Origin of the sequence: Humibacillus sp. DSM 29435 (assembly GCF_001758225.1) — a bacterium.
In the GTDB taxonomy this organism is placed as follows: Bacteria; Actinomycetota; Actinomycetes; order Actinomycetales; family Dermatophilaceae; genus DSM-29435.
Window position 1 is genome coordinate 104,034 of the sequence record NZ_MAST01000009.1, and the last position, 15,431, is coordinate 119,464.

The following is a 15,431-nucleotide window of genomic DNA, read 5'->3' on the forward strand; positions in this document are numbered from 1 at the left end:
CCAGTCGGCCCGCTGCCCGTCAGAGCCAGCCGCGGTCTTGCGCGACCCGGGCGGCCTGAGCGCGGGTCGAGGTCGAGGTCTTGCCGATCGCACTGCTGAGGTGGTTGCGCACGGTGCCCGGCGACAGGTGCACCTGGCCGGCGATCTCGGCCACGGTGCCTCCCGCGATCGCGACGCGCAGCACGTCGCGCTCGCGCTCGGTGAGCGGGTTGGCCCCGTCGGCGAGCGACTCGGTGGCGAGCGACGGGTCGACGACGCGCAGGCCCGCGTGCACCTTGCGCACCGCCTCGGCCAGCTCGCGTGCCGGGGTGTCCTTGACCACGAAGCCGGACGCCCCGGCCTCCAGGGCGCGACGAAGGTAACCGGGCCGGCCGAACGTCGTCACGATGAGGGAGCGCACCCCCGGTAGGGAGTCACGCACGGCGGCGGCGGCCGCGATGCCGTCGAGGCCGGGCATCTCGATGTCGAGCAGGCAGACGTCAGCGGCCACCTCGCGGGCGCGGGCCACGACCTCATCGCCTCGGCCGACCTCGGCCACCACCTCGAGATCGCTCTCGAGCGCGAGCAGAGCCGCGAGCGCCCCTCGCACGAGGGCCTGGTCGTCGGCCAGCAGCACCCTGATCGCCGTGCTCACATCGTCACCTCCAAGGTGGTTCCGTGTCCGTCGGGGCCGTTCGAATACGCCAACCGCCCACCGGCCATCTCGACCCTTTCACGAAGACCACGGATGCCGTTGCCCTCGGGGCGGCCCCCGAGACCGCGGCCGTCGTCGGCCACTGTCAGACCGTGGGTCTGCAGCTCGACCGTGCAGGCGTCGGCGTCGCTGTGACGCACGACGTTGGTGATCGCCTCGCGGAGAACCCACGCCAGCACGGACCGGTGGCGGGGGTCGACAACGGTGATGTCGTGCTCACCCTGGGCGGGCAGGTTCGAGACGATACCCGCCGCCGCCAGTGCTGCTCGGGCCGACGCGAGCTCGTGGTCGAGGCGGGCGACCCGCAACCCGCCGACCGTCTCACGGATCTCGGCGAGCGCCTGCCGGGTCAGCTGCTGGATCTCGGCGAGCTCGGCCTTGGCTCGCTGGGGGTCGCGGTCGACGAGCCGCTCGGCGAGCTCGGCCTTGAGAGTCACCACGGTGAGGGAGTGCCCCAGCACGTCGTGCACGTCGCGCGCCACCCGCTCTCGCTCGTCGACGACGGCCAGCCGGTCACGCACCTGCTCGTAGCGCTCGCCTTGCTCGATGGCCACCCGAACCAGGCCGGTGGCGACGACGACCGAGAAGACGATCAGCCCGAACGACCACCATTCGTCGAACTCGCCGAGGGCCCACGGCAGCAGCATGGTGAAGGCGACACCGAAGACGGCGCTGATGAACGCCCAGCGGATCGGGAGCACGAACATGGTGAAGGAGAGGATGAAGGGCACGAAGCCGAGCGCGTTGAGGCCGATGATCGTCGCCGTGAGCAGCGCGAGCACACAGAGTGCGACGAGCAACAGCAGTGACAGACGACCACGGTCCTCGCCGCACTCCTCCCGCCTGTCGAGCGCCCCCATGCCGCCGAGGTACACCACGACGAACGCCGCGACCAACAGGACGCCGACGATCTCGACAAGCACTCCGCGATCAGACTGGAACACCGAGATCAGGGGGTAGATGAGAAAGACCAGCCAGACGGCGCGCATCAACCAGCCGAAGCGCTCCCACGGGTTCCGACCAGCCTCCGGCTCGGCTTCGTTGGCGACCGGCACGCGCGGCGGTCGGGGGGAGGGGCCCTCCGGCGGTGCGCCTTTGAACCGTGGCTCACCACCCGATCCGGCCGTCCGGGAGAGAGGCCGGGCGGCGGGGGCTGCCGGGCTGTCGGCGCCGGGCCCATGCGCTGAGCGCTGCTCGGTCACTGGCGCTCCCGCCCTCGCCTCACGAAGTAGATGGCACCGAACCCGAAGATGGCGAACCACGCGAGCACGTTGGCCACCGGCACCCACAGCGGGTCCACGGAACCGTCGACCAGGCCACCCTCGGTCAGCGGGTAGCGGGCGAGGGCCGTGTACCCGTAGAGGGGGGTGAACTTGGCGACGGTGAGGATCCACCCCGAGAGCGGGATGAAGAGGTTGCCGAGAAAGGCGAAGATGACGATGGAGCCGGAGGCCGCGCCGACGGCCGCCTCCGACGGCAGCGCCGTGCCCACCAACAGGCCGTAGAGCGCGAAGATGGAGGAGGCGAGCAGACAGATCACGGCGCTGAGCCCCCACGCGAGAGGGGAGCCCTTGGCCCCCGTGAACACCCCGAGCGCGTAGATGAGCACGATCGGGATGGCCGCCACGGTCATGGCGATGACCGCTTTCATGCCGATGTACCCGGCGTCGGTCAGCGGGGTGAGCCCCAGCTGCCGCCCCCAGCCCTGCTGTCGCTCGAGCGCCGCGTTGCCACCGATGTTCGTCGTGGCGATGACCGCGCCGTACGACGCCATACCGATCATGATGTACATCGCGACGTTGCCGTTGCCGATGCTCTCGTTCTTGTAGCTGGTCGCCGCGCCGAAGATGACATAGAAGAAGGCAGGCAGCACGGCCGTGAAGAACATGTTCGTGTAGTTGCGGGTGATGCGCCGCAACTCGAGAAGGGTGTACGTGGGGTTCATCGCGCGAGCTCCTTGCTGCTGAGGTCATTGTCCCCCGGGGCGGAGGCGGAGGCCGGGCTGTTCGGGGAGCCGTGTGCTGACGCATCGTCACCGGTGAGGGCCATGAAGGCCTGCTCGAGGCTCGCGGTGACGATCTCGACGTCGGTGCCGCCCAGGTCGTTCAGCAGCATCCGGGCCACGGCGTCGGAGTCGGTGGCGGTGACGACCACGCGTTCGCCGCGCTCGTCGACCGACTGCACCCCGGGCGCCTCCCGCAAGGTCGTGATGGCGCCGGCGGCGGACTGGCGAGGCAGGGTCGCCGACACCGTGCGTCCGCTTGCGCGGCCGCGCACCTCGGCGGTCGTGCCGTCGGCCACGATGCGGCCGCCCGCGATGAGCACGATGCGGTCGGCGAACATGTCGGCTTCTTCGAGGTAGTGCGTGGCGAAGATGACGGTGCGGCCGGCCGAGGCGTCGGCGTGCATCGTGTCCCAGAAGTCGCGGCGAGCGCTGACGTCCATGCCCGCGGTGGGCTCGTCGAGGATGAGCAGTCGCGGGTTGGGCAGCAGGGCCAGAGCGAACCGCAGGCGCTGCTGCTCGCCGCCGGAGCACTTCGACACCTTGCGGTCGACCAGCTTTCGCAGCCCGGCCCGGTCGATGACCTCGTCGACGTCGCTGTGCGTGGGGTAGGTCGAGGCGATCATCCGCACGATCTCGCGCACGGTGAGGTCGCGCAGCAGGCCGCCGGTCTGCAGAACCGCCGACACTGCTCCGGTGTCGATCGCCCGCCGGGGTCGCTCGCCGAAGACCCTGACGGTTCCGCTGTCGGGGTTGGTCAGGCCGAGCACCATGTCGAGGGTCGTGGTCTTGCCGGCGCCGTTCGGCCCGAGGAAGGCGACCACCTCGCCCGAGTCGATGCGTAGGTCGATACCGCTGACGGCGCGCACCCGCTCGCCGTGGGCACCCTTGAAGGTCTTGACCAGGTCGGTGAGCTCGATGGCGGCGACCGTGGCGGCAGCGGGGTTCGGGTTCATGGGCCCAGTCTGTCGACCGCAGACCGCTTGCAGATCGGGCAGGCGTCATGAACTACCCGTGACAGGTGTCAGGGTTGTCTCCGTTGTCGCCGAGGTCGGCGCTGCCGCCGCTGTCGGCGCTGACGGCGAGCCCGGCCCGGTCGCACTAGCGTGGCCGTATGGAATGGACCGAGGTGCTGGGCTTCGCCACCGGCGCCCTGTGCGTGTGGCTCACGGTGCGACGCAGCGTCTGGAACTTTCCGGTCGGCGTGGCGAACAACATCTTCTTCATCGTGCTGTTCGTCGGCGCCGGTCTGTATGCGGATGCCGTGCTGCAGGTCGTCTACATCGGGTTGGGCCTGCTCGGCTGGTGGTGGTGGCTGCACGGCGGAGCCGGCCGTGGCCCACTCGTGGTGCGTCGAACGCCGCGCTGGGCATGGCCGGTCGCGGTCGCGGTGGTCGGCGCTCTCACCCTGGCCATCCGGGCCCTGCTGACGAGCCACACCGACTCGGATGTCGCCACCTGGGACGCACTGACCACCTCTGTCAGCCTCGTCGCCCAGGTCATGCTCGGGCGCAAGTGGGTCGGCAGCTGGGTGTTCTGGATCGTCGCCGACCTGGTGCACGTGCCGCTCTATCTGCACAAGGGGCTCACCCTCACGGCGGTGCTCTACCTCGGGTTCCTCGGGCTCTGCCTGGTGGGCCTGGCTCAGTGGTGGCGCGCGCGCGACGAAGCCCCGACCGCGGTGGTCGTGCGCGAGCGGGCGGTGGTCTCGTGACCGGCCCCCGACGGTTCCGGCACGGCCTGGTCATCGGCAAGTTCTACCCCCTCCACGCCGGCCACCAAGCCCTCGTGCGCGCGGCCACGTCGAGCTGTGACCGCGTGACCGTCGAGGTGATGGTGCACGGTGTCGAGTCGATTCCTGCGGCGGTGCGCGTGGGGTGGGTGCAGGGCGAGCACCCCGACGCCCGAGTCGTCGCCGCCTTCGACGACGCCGAGGTCGACTTCGACTCTCCCGCGCTGTGGGACCTGCACATGGCCGTCATCACGTCGCATCTCGACGGGCCGGTGGATGCCGTGTTCACCAGTGACGCCTACGGGGCCGAGATGGCGCGTCGGCTCGGAGCCGTCTGGGTGCAGGTCGACCCCGGCCGGGCCTCGACCCCGATCTCGGGAACAGCGATCCGCGACGACCCGGCGGGCAGCTGGTGGGCCCTGCCCACCCCGGTGCGCCGCTGGTTCACCAAGAGAGTTGTCGTGCTCGGTGCGGAATCAACCGGCTCGACGACCCTGACGCGTGCCCTCGGTCAGCACTACGGAACCGAGGTGGTGCCCGAGTACGGCCGGCAATGGACCGAACACCGCCCCGGGGGCCCCCGATCTGCTTGGCACTCAGTCGAGTTCGATCTTGTCGCGCTGCAGCAGGCGGCGGCGGAAGACCGCGCAGCTGGCCGAGTGCGACGGCCGCTGCTCGTGTGTGACACCGACGTGCTCACCACCACTCTCTGGCACGAACGGTACATCGGGCGGCCCTCACCGTCCGTGGTCGCGGCCGCCGCCGCCCGGCCGGCCCCGGCGCTCTACCTGCTCACCGGCGACGAGATCCCCTTCGTGCAAGACGGGATGCGAGACGGCCAGCACCTGCGAACCGAGATGCAGCAGCGCTTTCGTGAGGTTCTCGGGCAGGTGCAGGCTGACCGCGGGGTGCCCTGGCTCGAGGTGCGGGGCACACCCGCCGAACGGCTCGCGGCCGGGGTCGCCGCCGTCGATGACGTCGTCGCGGCCGGCTGGCACCTCGCGGCCCCCCTCGGCTGAACCCGTCCTTTCGACGGTTCTGGCCCGTGGGGCGGGCAGTTGGCGTCGCCACCACGGCCGGCGGGGATCAAGCGGCGGATCAGTCTGCAGATGGTGTCGTCAGGGCAGCACTGAACGCAGACTGATCCGCCGCTTGACCGCTGAGAACCGGCATCCGGCCTGGTGTTTGACACAATCTCACCGTGACCACCTCAGGGGAGCAGAGCGGCCCAGGCGCACTCGGGCACGTGTCGAACGCACCGACCCGCCCCACTCCCGCGAGCGCGCCCCGCGACGAGCTCGACCTGAGCGACCTTTACGGTTCCGCCACGACGACGTCGGATGCCGCTGGGCCGGCCCTCGACGAGAAGCTGCGACAGGCGTACTTCTGGGTCACCAACCACGCCATCATCAGCCCGCACTACGACGTCGAGTTCGACGACGGCCCAAGCCAGCGAGTTCGCTTGGGCGACAGCGGTGGTGAGCTTGTACTGCCGAGCGGTCAGTCCTACTCGAGCTTCGTGCTGATGCCGCTGCTCACGTTCATGGTGCGCGGGCGGTGCCTGCTCGTCGGCGGGCCAGGACGCGGCAAGACGGCGAGCTCGCTGCTGATGGGGGTGCTCGCGGGATACACCCCGCACGAGATGCGACGGGCCATGCAGCACGGGCACCCCCAGCTGACCGTGTCTGACCTGTTCGGCACCCCGTTGCCCCGCGACCTCGTCGAGGCCGAGAAGCTGTCAGACGTCGACGTGGCCTGGCGGTCGTGGCTGGGCATGCGGGTCAAGATCATCGACGAGTACAACCGCATCCCGACCCGAACGCAGTCGGCGCTGTTGACGGTGCTGGCTGACGGCTACGTCGAGAGCTTCGACCAGGTCTACGAGACCGGTCGGAGCGCCTGGTACCTCACGGCCAACGACGACGCCGGGGGCGGCACCTACCAGGTCATCGACGCGCTGCGCGACCGCATCGACGTCGTGGTCGCGGCCCTGCCGTTCAACCACCGCTTCCTCTCGGCGCTCGTCGCCCGGGCCGAGCGCCGGGTGCGGCCCGAGGAGGTCGTGCCCGACAGCATCGTGTTCACCGAGGCCGAGCACGACCGGCTGCACCGCGAGGTGCTCGCGGTGCCGATCCCCCGGCCGGTGTTGCGCCGAATGGAGCACTTCGCCGGGCAGTTCGAGTACCTCGAGCGGGCCGGGCGGCAGTTCGAGTACCGCACGAAAGACACCGCTCGCCTCGCCGGCGTCGACCCGCACCTCGTGCAGCAGGACGACACCGGTCGCGACGCACGCAGTGACGTCGGCACGCAGACCACGGCCGGCCTGTCGGTGCGTTCGCTGCAGTCGCTCGTGCTCTACAGCAAGGCGATGGCCCACTTCCGCGGCGAGCCGCAGGTGCGCGTCGACCACGTTCGGGCGGTGCTGCCGTTCGTGCTCTTCCAGAAGCTGCCGATGGACACCGAGGCCCGCGTCTTCGACCTGGAGGAGTCGGCCGAGCTGCGCACCGACCGCGTGTCATGGCTGCGCTCGATGTTCGACACGACGTGCCGACAGTTCGACGCCGACGGGCTCGACACCGACGACCCGGTGGGCGCCGCCCTCGACCTGTTCGACCGTGGCCTCGACGGCCTGGGAGAGAGTCAGGTGCGCGAACGACTCTCTGGTCTCGAACGGCTGCTCGCCTCGATCGCGGGGCAGCGAAAGCTCTACGGCCACCTCTACGACGACGTGCTGGCGGTGAAGTACCTCCACCAGCGCTACACGAACTATCTGGCCTGGCTGCGATGGTCACGATGACCGAGCAGCCATCGGATGCCGTTGAGCCCGTGACCGACTCGGCAACCGGGCCGCCGACGGGGCCGCCGTCAGGGCCGCCGTCGAAGCAGCCGTCAAACCCCGACGCGAGCCCAGCGCCGCGTTGGGCCGACGCGGTCGCCCGGAACGCGCAGGCCCTCGCTCGACCCCTCGAGATCGCTCGGGCCGGCGGTGTCGACGACCACGAGCTGGCCGTCGCCCTGCGCTTCGCCGGTGCTGGCTTCGAACCCTTCCTCGACCGGCAACGTGCGGTGGCCAACTCGGTTGCGCTCACTGACGAGTGGGCACTCGGGTGGGCCAGCACCGTCATCCGGCTCGTCACCGCCCGCCGCTTCGCCGATGGCTCGCTCGCGCAGTGGGTCGTGCGGTGGGTCGCTCCCCTCGTGCCCGCCGATCGAGGGTGCACGCCCGCCGCGATCGGCGATCTCGTCGAGGCCGCCGCGCGCCTCGATGGCCAGGTGGACGTCACCGGGTGGGCCCGCGGCGTCGAGAGCGCCGTCGGGGCCTGGCCGGAGGGCGAGCCCTTGAGCGACCTCCGGTTGCGAGAGGTCGGGGCCGTCGCGGCGTGGCGAGCCGGGTTCGTGCGGCTGCGCGGGGCGGCACGGGCGGCCGCGCTCACCCTGCCGCCAGAGGTTGCTGCGGCCGTGCTCGGCACGCCGGGGGGCCCGGCCACCGTGCGCTCGGCCCTCGCGGCGAACGCGAGCCGCCCCGGTGAGTGGCCGGGAGTCGCCGGTTCACGCCGCTCGATCGGGGCGTTTCGCGGCTTCGGGGGGCCGTGGCGCCTGCCCCCGGTGGTTCTCGGGGGTGACGGGCACCGGTGGTCGGTGCGTTCGGGGAGCGAACGGTTCACGGTGCTGACCGATGCTTTCGGCACCGCGGTGCTGGCCGCCCCGGAGGGGTCCGGCACGCTCGACCCCTACGGCACCCAGTCGGCCGGGCCACCTCAGTCGGGCTCGCCACCCCAGCCCATCGAGCTACCGCCAGGGTGGGCCGGGCACGGCGGCGACGTGACGGGTGCGGCGCGCGCCGCAGGGCTGGCGCTGGTCAGCCACGCCCACAGCCACCGTCTCAGCCTGGTGCCCGACGACGGCGGCGCACCAACACCCGAGCTGCAGGCGCCGTGACCGACTACCCGGCGCTGGTCGCACAGTGGTCGCAGGCCTGGCCGGCCGCCCTTGCCTGCTGGGGCCCGTCGTTGCGACTGGCGCCCCCGGCGTTTCTGACCGACACCTCGCCGCCCGGGTCGGCGAGCTTCGCCTGGTTCGACTTGAGCGAGGTGCACGCCACCATCGACCTGCGTGTGGTCGTCTCGCTCGGTATCGCCGACATCCCCCTCCCGGTGCTCGCTCATGAGATCGGCCACCACGTGCTCGCCCCCGCCGACGTGACCGGGCAGGCCCGTATCGTCGAACGCTGTCGCCGGGGCCTGGTCGACCGTCCTGAGCACGCCCGCCTGGTGTCGAACCTGTGGACCGATCTGCTCATCAACGACCGCCTGCACAGGCGGCACGGGCTCGACCTCACCGCCCCCTACGTCGCCAGTCGCCGACAGTCCGAAGGAGCCGCTACCCCAGCCGGGTCGACGCCGTACCCCGCGCCCATGAGAGCGGCCGGCCACGACCCGGCATCCTTCTTCGACCTCTACCTGCGCGCCTACGAGCTGCTGTGGTCACTGACCCGCGGCACCCTGGTCACGAAGCCACGAGATGAGCAGCTCGAGCTCGACGCCCGCCTTCTCGCCCGGCACGCGCGGGTCTTCGCCCGCGACCCCGTCGGCGGGGCAGCCGGGTTCGCCGCCCTCATGCGGCGGTGGCTGCCCGAGAGCGACACCGTGGCTCCCGGGCAGCTCGTCGCGCCGTGCCACGTCACCAACGACGGGCGCGCGGTTCCCGACGTCGCCGAGGACGACTCGCTCGCTGACCCCGTCGTGCATCCTGCGCTCGACCCACGCGTCAACCCACAGGCCCCGGCGATCGTCGACGAAGAGCCCCCGGCACGGCATCCGACGGGCTCGCCCCACGGCACCGGCAAGGGCTCAGGGCAGGGCTTCGGCCCATCTGACCTGGCCGCCCTCTACGGGGCGCTGCGCCTGGGCCGCGACGCCGCGGTCGACTGGTACGCCGCGCGCGCCCGACGTCACCTCGTGCCCTTCCCTATTGAGATCGACCCCCCGACGAGCGAACCCGAGCTGCAGGGCCTCGAGACGTGGCAGCTCGGCGACGACATCTCCGACATCGACTGGCTCGCAACGGCGACCCGGTCGGCAACCGTGCTGCCTGGCCTGACCACCCAGCGCCGGGTGGTCGAACGCAGCGAGGGCGACGACCCGGACGAGCGGCCCGTCGACCTCGACCTCTACGTCGACTCGTCGGGCTCCATGCCCAACCCCCGCGGTCTCGTCTCCCCCGCGGTGCTCGGCGGCGCGGTGCTGGTGCTGTCGGCGCTGCGGGTCGGGGCGCGAGTGCGGGTCACGAGCTGGGCGAGCCCCGGTCAGGTCACGGCCAGCGGTGACTTCTCGCGCGATCGGGCGGCCGCGATGGCCGCCCTGCTCACCTACCACGGCGGGGGCACCAGCTTTCCCCTCGCGCAGCTCGCAGCCGCCCACCACGTCACCCCTGGCCCGTCGGCGCACGACTCCGATCGGGCCAGGCGGTGCCACATCGCGGTGCTCTCCGACGACGGGGTGAGCTCGCTGTTCGGGCAGGGGCAGCCCGCCGAGCTGGCCGGGGCCGCCCATCAGGCCCTCGACCGCGCGGGCGGTGGCGGCACCCTGGTGCTGCAGGTCACCCCGGCCCAGATCGAGCAGGCCCGGGCGATCGCCGGCGACTACGCGGTGATCGCGGTTCAGGCACCGGATGACATCGTGGGGTTCGCCAAGGAGTTTGCCCGGCGCCACTGGCAGCGCACCGGCGCCCGCGGCACGGCCAGGAGGCGATGACGAGATGCCGAGATCGACAACGGGAGACAAGACCCCCCGCACGGCTCCGCTCGACCATCCCCTGCCCGGCAGCGTCGAGGGCCCGTGGCTCCAGAGCCTCACGGCCCGGCTGCTGCGCGTTCCCGACGACTTCCTGGCCCACGACGTGGTCACCCGCGCCGTCGTCAACGACACCCTTGACCTGCTGGGGTCGAGCCCGTGCCGCGACTGGACGAGGGTCGACTCGACCGACCTACCGTCGAGGCTGGCCACGCAGGTCGGCTGCTGGCTCGTCACCGACCCAGAGCTCTCGCGCATCGTCGGCCCGCAGCCCGGTGAGCAGGTCGTTCGGTCGCTGGCCACCTTCGCCACCCACGTTGCTGCCGTTCCGCTTCGGTCGTGGTTCGGTGACGACCCGGAGCGACACGAGGAGGTGGTGCGAGCCCTGTTGCGCGCCTTAATGATCCGCCCTCGGGGTGAGAGCCACGACGTTGCCGAGGACGCCTGGGTCTCCCTCAGCAGCTCGGTGCGTGAGGGTGCGCTGCGTCTCGCCGCGGTCGAGCAGCTTCAGGCCGCCGAACTGGCCCGGCGGCTGGCCGAACAGCGGGCCAGGGAAGCGGCGGCGCAGTACACCCATGTCTGACGCCGAGGTCTTACTCTCGCCTGCGCTCGCGCTGCCGGGCTACGCCGCGATGGGGGATGCCGTTCGCGACGACGCCGAACGGTGGCCGACCCTCTCGCCCCCGGGCCTCGCCCGCCTCGAGACCCTCCGGCACCACCCGCATGCCCCGGTCTGGACCCACGCCTGTGGAGACCTGCTCACGAGCGCCGACCACCTCGCGCTGGCGACCTGGGCGGAGGGCCTGAGCCGACCTGCCGACAGCGGGGCCACGAACGGCATCCCGCCGCACTGGCTGCTGGTCGAGCTCGAACGGCTCCGACGGGTCGTGCCGTTCCTGCGACGACTCGGCGTGCGGGAGTGGGCCGACGTTCCGGTGATCGGGCGGGCCGACCTCGCCCGGTCGATCGCTGACTTCGTGCCGACCGATGTCACCCTCGACCGGGTCGTGCAGGGCACCAGCTCGGGCAGCACCGGCTCTGCGCTCGTCATCCCCTGGCATCCGGTCGACATCGCCAAGGACCTTCCGCTCATCGACCACCTCCTGTCGGCGCGTGGCGTGGCGTGGCCCACCGACCCCGACCGGCTCGGCCTGCTCAGCGTCGTCGACCAGGCTCAGGCGTTCACCTACGCCTCGGTGCTGACCACCCGTTCTGAGCAGGGCATGGCGCGGGTGAGCCTGCACGCGAGCGCGTGGTCGAGCCAGCACGACCGCCGCGAGTTTCTTTGTGCTGCAGACCCGCAGGTCGTGTCGGGCTCGGCCCTCACGCTGCTCTCGTACGCCGCCCTCGACCTGCCGACGCGACCGCTCGCCGCTGTCTCCGGCGCGGTCGAGCTCTCGGTCCCCGCCCGGTCCCACCTCGAGGCGTCGCTCGGCGCTCCGGTCATCGACCTCTATGGCCTGCGCGAGACCGGCCCAGTAGCGGGCGAGGCAACGGCCGGGCAGGGGCACCTGCTCGTGCCCCGCCGCATCTTCGTCGAGGTGGTCGACCACCGCGCCCGCCCTGTCGCCGACGGCGTGCCGGGCGAGGTCGTCGTCTCGGCGCTGGAGAACCCGTACCTACCGCTGCTGCGCTACCGCACCGGCGACCGCGCCGCCCTCGTCGGCACCGGTCGAGAGCGGCGACTCGTCGGACTCGAGGGTCGCGAGGCGGTGTGCTTCGTGACCGGCCGTGGAGGGTCTGTGCAGTCGGTCGAGCTGACGCAACAGCTGCAGCGACACAGCATCCGGGCGTGGACGGTCGAGCAGGATGCCGACGGGGCAGTGGTCGTGCGCTCGGTGGGCGGCGACCCGGCTGGTGCCCGTGACGCCGTGGCGACGCTGCTCGACCAACCGGTGGCCGTCGTGCCGGTCAGCAGCGCGACCGACCTCGGGCCCGGGAAACCGCGTCGCTTCCACTCGGAGGCCTGACCCGCCTACCTACCGGCCACGTGTCGGCACCGGTGCCGTGTGCGCTGTTCCGGGCCCACGCCCCGGTCAACGCACACGCGCTCAGACCCGAGCGCTCGGCCGGCCAACGGTTGTTGGTGAGCATCTTTGACAGGTGACCATTTGGTCACCTATTCTCAGGAGGTGGACGACGACCTGGTGTTCAAGGCGCTGGCCGACCCGACGCGGCGGCTGCTCCTCGACGCCCTGTTCGAGCGCGACGGACGCAGCCTCAGCGAGCTCGAGGCGGTGGTGGCGGCCCGAAGTGAGATGACGCGCTTCGGGGTGAGCAAGCACCTGCGACTGCTCGAGGCAGCCGGGCTCGTGGTCACCCGCAAGCAGGGCCGGGTCAAGCTGCACCACCTCAACCCCGTCCCGATCCGGTTGCTCCACGACCGGTGGATCGACAAGTACACCGAGCGCCGGGTCACGGCGCTCACCGAGCTCAAACGACAGCTGGAGGACAACTCATGAGCACCTCATCCGACCCGACGTCGACCGTCGAGAAGTCGATCCCCGCCACTGCGCCAGCCTCGATGGCCGCCTCGAACGACGAGGCCCCCGAGGTGCAGGTCTACGCGATCTACATCGACGCGCCGGCTCAGAAGATCTGGGACGCCGTCACCACCGCAGAGTTCAGCGAGCGCTTCGGCTACGGCGGCGTGACCGAGATCGACCTGACCCCCGGCGGGGCGGTTCGCGACCTCACCACCGCCGAGATGAAGAAGATGGGCATGGGAGACGTGGCGGCCACCGGCACCGTGATCGAGGTCGACCCGCCGCACAAGCTGGTGATGACCTGGTCGCCGGCGTGGCAGGACGAGCCCGAGACCACGCTGACCTACGAGATCAAGGAGTACCCGGAGGGCGCGTCATGCTTCACCCTGACCCACGTGCTCACCGGAGCGCCCAACACCGCCAAGGACGTTCGCGGCGGTGGAGACGCCGGCGCCGGTGGTGGCGGATGGCCGTGGGTGCTCAGCAGCCTGAAGACGCTGCTCGAGACCGACCGGGTGATGGCCGGCGCCGGCACCTGAGCATCGGCGCGACGGGGGCCGGCAGAGGGCAGACTGGTGGCATGGCGCACTTCGAGATCCGCATCGACTCACCCCTCTCGGCGCCTGACGCCTGGGCGCGCATCCTCGACCTGCGCGCCCACTCGGTGGTCATCCCCCTCACCACCGTGACCGGCGACACGCTGGATGCCGCCGGGCTGGCTCCCGGAAGCAGCTTCAACGCCCGCACAGCGGTGGGCCCGGCCGGCTTCGACGACCCGATGGTGTTCGAGGAGGTCATCCAGCCGACCGAGACCTCTGCCGGGCAGGCCCGGATCCGCAAGGAGGGCAAGCTCGTCCGAGGTGAGATCACGCTGACGGTGACCCCTCGGGCCGGTGGGTCGACTGTCGTGTGGCACCAAGACATCACCGTCAACCACGTGCCCCGGCTCGCCGACCCGGTGGTGGCGCGGGTCGCGCGTGGCGCCTACGCCTCTGTGCTGAAGAAGCTGCTCGCCCGGGTCTAGCTGGTCTCAGGGCCGCTCAGACGCAATCCGTCGGCGCGTCCGCGGCGAACCACTGCCCATGACCCGCATCCGTTTCGCCCTCTCTGGCATCCTTGCCGCCCTGGCCGGGATCGCCTCCGGGCACCTGGTGGCGGCCTTCCTCAATCCCTCTGCCTCGCCGGTGCTCGCCATCGGCTCCACCGTCATCGACCTGACCCCTACTCCGGTCAAGGAGTGGGCCATCGCCCACTTCGGAACCAACGACAAGCTGATCCTGCAGGGGTCCGTGTTCATCGTGACCCTCCTGCTCGCCGGTGTGGCCGGCATCCTGTCGCAGCGACGTCGCGCCGTCGGGGTCGGCCTCGTGGCCCTGCTCGTCGTACTCGCCGGCGCAGCCGCGCTGGCCCGGCCCACCGCCACGGCCCTCGACCTCGTGCCCGCGCTCGTCACGCTCGCCGTCGGGGTGGCCACGCTGCTCTACCTGTTGCGCCAGGCCGACGGCGCGACCAGCCAAGACCCCGGCACGAGCCGGCGCGGCTTTCTGCTCGGCGCCGGCGGTATCGCCGTCGGTGCGGTGCTCGTCGGCATCGGTGGCCAGCTGAAGATCGGCGCCCGCACCGTCGCCAACATCGCCCTCCCCAAGCCCAAGAGCCCCGCGAAGGCGCTGCCCACCGGCCTGGAGACGACAGTCAAGGGCATCTCGCCCCTACAGACCCCCACCGCCAAGTTCTACCGCGTCGACACCAACCTCGCGGTGCCCCAGGTGGATCTCGACCGCTGGACCCTCGAAATCGACGGCATGGTCGAAAAACCCTTCACCCTCACCTTCGCCGAGCTGTCGGCGATGCCCCTCATCGAGCGCGACATCACCATGACGTGCGTCTCGAACGAGGTCGGGGGTGGCTATGTCGGAGCCGCGCGCTGGCTCGGTGTCCGACTCACGGATGTGCTTGATCGGGCTGGACTGAGGGGCCGGCCCGATCAAGTGCTCAGCACCGCCGTCGACGGGTTCACCATCAGCACCCCCCTGTCGGCCATCACCGACGGGCGCGACGCCATGATCGCCATCGGCATGAACGGCAAGTCGCTCACCGACACCCACGGCTTCCCGGCCCGCCTCATCACCCCGGGCCTCTACGGCTTCGTCGGGGCCACCAAGTGGCTCACCAAGCTCACCCTCACCACGTATGCCGCCGACCAGTCGTACTGGACGAAGCGGCAGTGGGCCACCGACGCTCCGATCAAGACCAGTGCGCGCATCGACACGCCCGCACCGCTGTCGACCATCCCGGCCGGCAAGACTGCCATCGGCGGCGTGGCCTGGGCCCAGCACCGCGGCGTCGCCAAGGTGCAGGTGCGCATCGACGACGACGACTGGCAGGACACGAAGCTCGGGCCCGACGTGGGCGTCGACTACTGGCGCCAGTGGTACCTGCCCTGGGACGCCAAGCCCGGCCTGCATCGCCTCTCGGTGCGTGCCGTCGACCGCCAGGGCGAGGTTCAGGGCAGCAAGCGCGCCGCCCCCTTCCCCAGCGGGTCCAGCGGCATCCAGGAGCTCGTCGTCACCGTGACGTGACGCCCTGGCCGGGGTGGGTGACGCACGTCACCCACCCCGCCGCAAGAAAGACCGAAAAACCTGCAAACACTGGCAATCCGCCGCTGCGGGCAGGACGAACTACAGATGACAGTGCTTCACCAGTCAGCACGCGGGATGGATCACCA

15 protein-coding genes are annotated in these 15,431 nt (G+C 71.0%); 11 read left to right on the forward strand and 4 right to left on the reverse strand.

The annotated features are described in order from the left end of the window. Window positions 1–19: 19 nt before the first annotated feature. The 4 genes from BA895_RS07685 to BA895_RS07700 all read right to left on the reverse strand — a co-directional run bounded on the left by BA895_RS07685 (window position 20) and on the right by BA895_RS07700 (window position 3,652). Window positions 20–634 carry a response regulator transcription factor gene (locus BA895_RS07685; RefSeq protein ID WP_070191300.1) on the reverse strand — a complete coding sequence of 205 codons (615 nt, stop codon included), beginning with the start codon at window positions 632–634 and terminating at the stop codon, window positions 20–22. Further along, window positions 631–1,749, reverse strand: coding sequence for a sensor histidine kinase (locus BA895_RS07690; RefSeq protein ID WP_254666380.1), 1,119 nt, complete (start codon window positions 1,747–1,749; stop codon window positions 631–633). The genes BA895_RS07685 and BA895_RS07690 overlap by 4 nt, the downstream gene beginning before the upstream one ends. Window positions 1,750–1,892: 143 nt before the next feature. Next, window positions 1,893–2,639: an ABC transporter permease gene (locus BA895_RS07695; protein WP_070191301.1), complete on the reverse strand. Its 747-nt coding sequence runs from the start codon at window positions 2,637–2,639 to the stop codon at window positions 1,893–1,895. After that, entirely contained in the window at window positions 2,636–3,652 is a 1,017-nt protein-coding gene (locus tag BA895_RS07700; protein WP_083283097.1) for an ABC transporter ATP-binding protein, read from the reverse strand. The genes BA895_RS07695 and BA895_RS07700 overlap by 4 nt, the downstream gene beginning before the upstream one ends. A gap of 158 nt (window positions 3,653–3,810) precedes the next feature. Between BA895_RS07700 and pnuC the strand changes: the two genes are divergently transcribed. From pnuC to BA895_RS07755, 11 genes are all read left to right on the forward strand, one after another. Further along, window positions 3,811–4,410: a nicotinamide riboside transporter PnuC gene (gene pnuC / locus BA895_RS07705; RefSeq protein ID WP_070191302.1), complete on the forward strand. Its 600-nt coding sequence runs from the start codon at window positions 3,811–3,813 to the stop codon at window positions 4,408–4,410. Beyond that, window positions 4,407–5,447: an AAA family ATPase gene (locus BA895_RS07710; protein ID WP_070191303.1), complete on the forward strand. Its 1,041-nt coding sequence runs from the start codon at window positions 4,407–4,409 to the stop codon at window positions 5,445–5,447. The genes pnuC and BA895_RS07710 overlap by 4 nt, the downstream gene beginning before the upstream one ends. 182 nt (window positions 5,448–5,629) lie before the next feature. Then, on the forward strand, window positions 5,630–7,225 hold the full coding sequence (locus BA895_RS07715; protein WP_217493857.1) for an AAA family ATPase: 1,596 nt from the start codon (window positions 5,630–5,632) through the stop codon (window positions 7,223–7,225). After that, on the forward strand, window positions 7,222–8,367 hold the full coding sequence (locus BA895_RS07720) for a hypothetical protein (RefSeq protein WP_139142555.1): 1,146 nt from the start codon (window positions 7,222–7,224) through the stop codon (window positions 8,365–8,367). The genes BA895_RS07715 and BA895_RS07720 overlap by 4 nt, the downstream gene beginning before the upstream one ends. Continuing rightward, window positions 8,364–10,181 (forward strand): DUF58 domain-containing protein, encoded by a 1,818-nt coding sequence (locus BA895_RS07725; RefSeq protein WP_070191306.1) that lies wholly within the window; start codon window positions 8,364–8,366, stop codon window positions 10,179–10,181. Before BA895_RS07720 ends, BA895_RS07725 begins: the two co-directional genes overlap by 4 nt. Window positions 10,182–10,185: 4 nt before the next feature. Beyond that, on the forward strand, window positions 10,186–10,803 hold the full coding sequence (locus BA895_RS07730) for a hypothetical protein (RefSeq protein ID WP_070191307.1): 618 nt from the start codon (window positions 10,186–10,188) through the stop codon (window positions 10,801–10,803). Next, a complete protein-coding gene (locus BA895_RS07735) occupies window positions 10,796–12,190 on the forward strand; it encodes a hypothetical protein (protein ID WP_083283098.1) in 1,395 nt (464 codons plus the stop codon). Before BA895_RS07730 ends, BA895_RS07735 begins: the two co-directional genes overlap by 8 nt. Before the next feature lie 162 nt (window positions 12,191–12,352). Then, a complete protein-coding gene (locus BA895_RS07740; protein ID WP_254666381.1) occupies window positions 12,353–12,682 on the forward strand; it encodes a helix-turn-helix transcriptional regulator in 330 nt (109 codons plus the stop codon). Continuing rightward, window positions 12,679–13,245, forward strand: a complete 567-nt coding sequence (locus tag BA895_RS07745) for an SRPBCC domain-containing protein (protein WP_254666382.1) — start codon at window positions 12,679–12,681, stop codon at window positions 13,243–13,245. Before BA895_RS07740 ends, BA895_RS07745 begins: the two co-directional genes overlap by 4 nt. A 41-nt stretch (window positions 13,246–13,286) precedes the next feature. Beyond that, entirely contained in the window at window positions 13,287–13,730 is a 444-nt protein-coding gene (locus tag BA895_RS07750; protein ID WP_070191309.1) for an SRPBCC family protein, read from the forward strand. 58 nt (window positions 13,731–13,788) lie between these two features. Then, window positions 13,789–15,285 (forward strand): molybdopterin-dependent oxidoreductase, encoded by a 1,497-nt coding sequence (locus tag BA895_RS07755; RefSeq protein ID WP_070191310.1) that lies wholly within the window; start codon window positions 13,789–13,791, stop codon window positions 15,283–15,285. Window positions 15,286–15,431: the final 146 nt, after the last annotated feature.

What these genes read in the sequence shown, in the direction of transcription:
- BA895_RS07695 (WP_070191301.1), bottom strand. Translation starts at nt 2,639, where the DNA reads ATGAACCCCACGTACACCCTTCTCGAGTTGCGGCGCATCACCCGCAAC.
- BA895_RS07700 (WP_083283097.1), bottom strand. Translation starts at nt 3,652, where the DNA reads ATGAACCCGAACCCCGCTGCCGCCACGGTCGCCGCCATCGAGCTCACC.
- pnuC (WP_070191302.1), top strand. Translation starts at nt 3,811, where the DNA reads ATGGAATGGACCGAGGTGCTGGGCTTCGCCACCGGCGCCCTGTGCGTG.
- BA895_RS07720 (WP_139142555.1), top strand. Translation starts at nt 7,222, where the DNA reads ATGACCGAGCAGCCATCGGATGCCGTTGAGCCCGTGACCGACTCGGCA.
- BA895_RS07730 (WP_070191307.1), top strand. Translation starts at nt 10,186, where the DNA reads ATGCCGAGATCGACAACGGGAGACAAGACCCCCCGCACGGCTCCGCTC.
- BA895_RS07735 (WP_083283098.1), top strand. Translation starts at nt 10,796, where the DNA reads ATGTCTGACGCCGAGGTCTTACTCTCGCCTGCGCTCGCGCTGCCGGGC.
- BA895_RS07745 (WP_254666382.1), top strand. Translation starts at nt 12,679, where the DNA reads ATGAGCACCTCATCCGACCCGACGTCGACCGTCGAGAAGTCGATCCCC.
- BA895_RS07750 (WP_070191309.1), top strand. Translation starts at nt 13,287, where the DNA reads ATGGCGCACTTCGAGATCCGCATCGACTCACCCCTCTCGGCGCCTGAC.
- BA895_RS07755 (WP_070191310.1), top strand. Translation starts at nt 13,789, where the DNA reads ATGACCCGCATCCGTTTCGCCCTCTCTGGCATCCTTGCCGCCCTGGCC.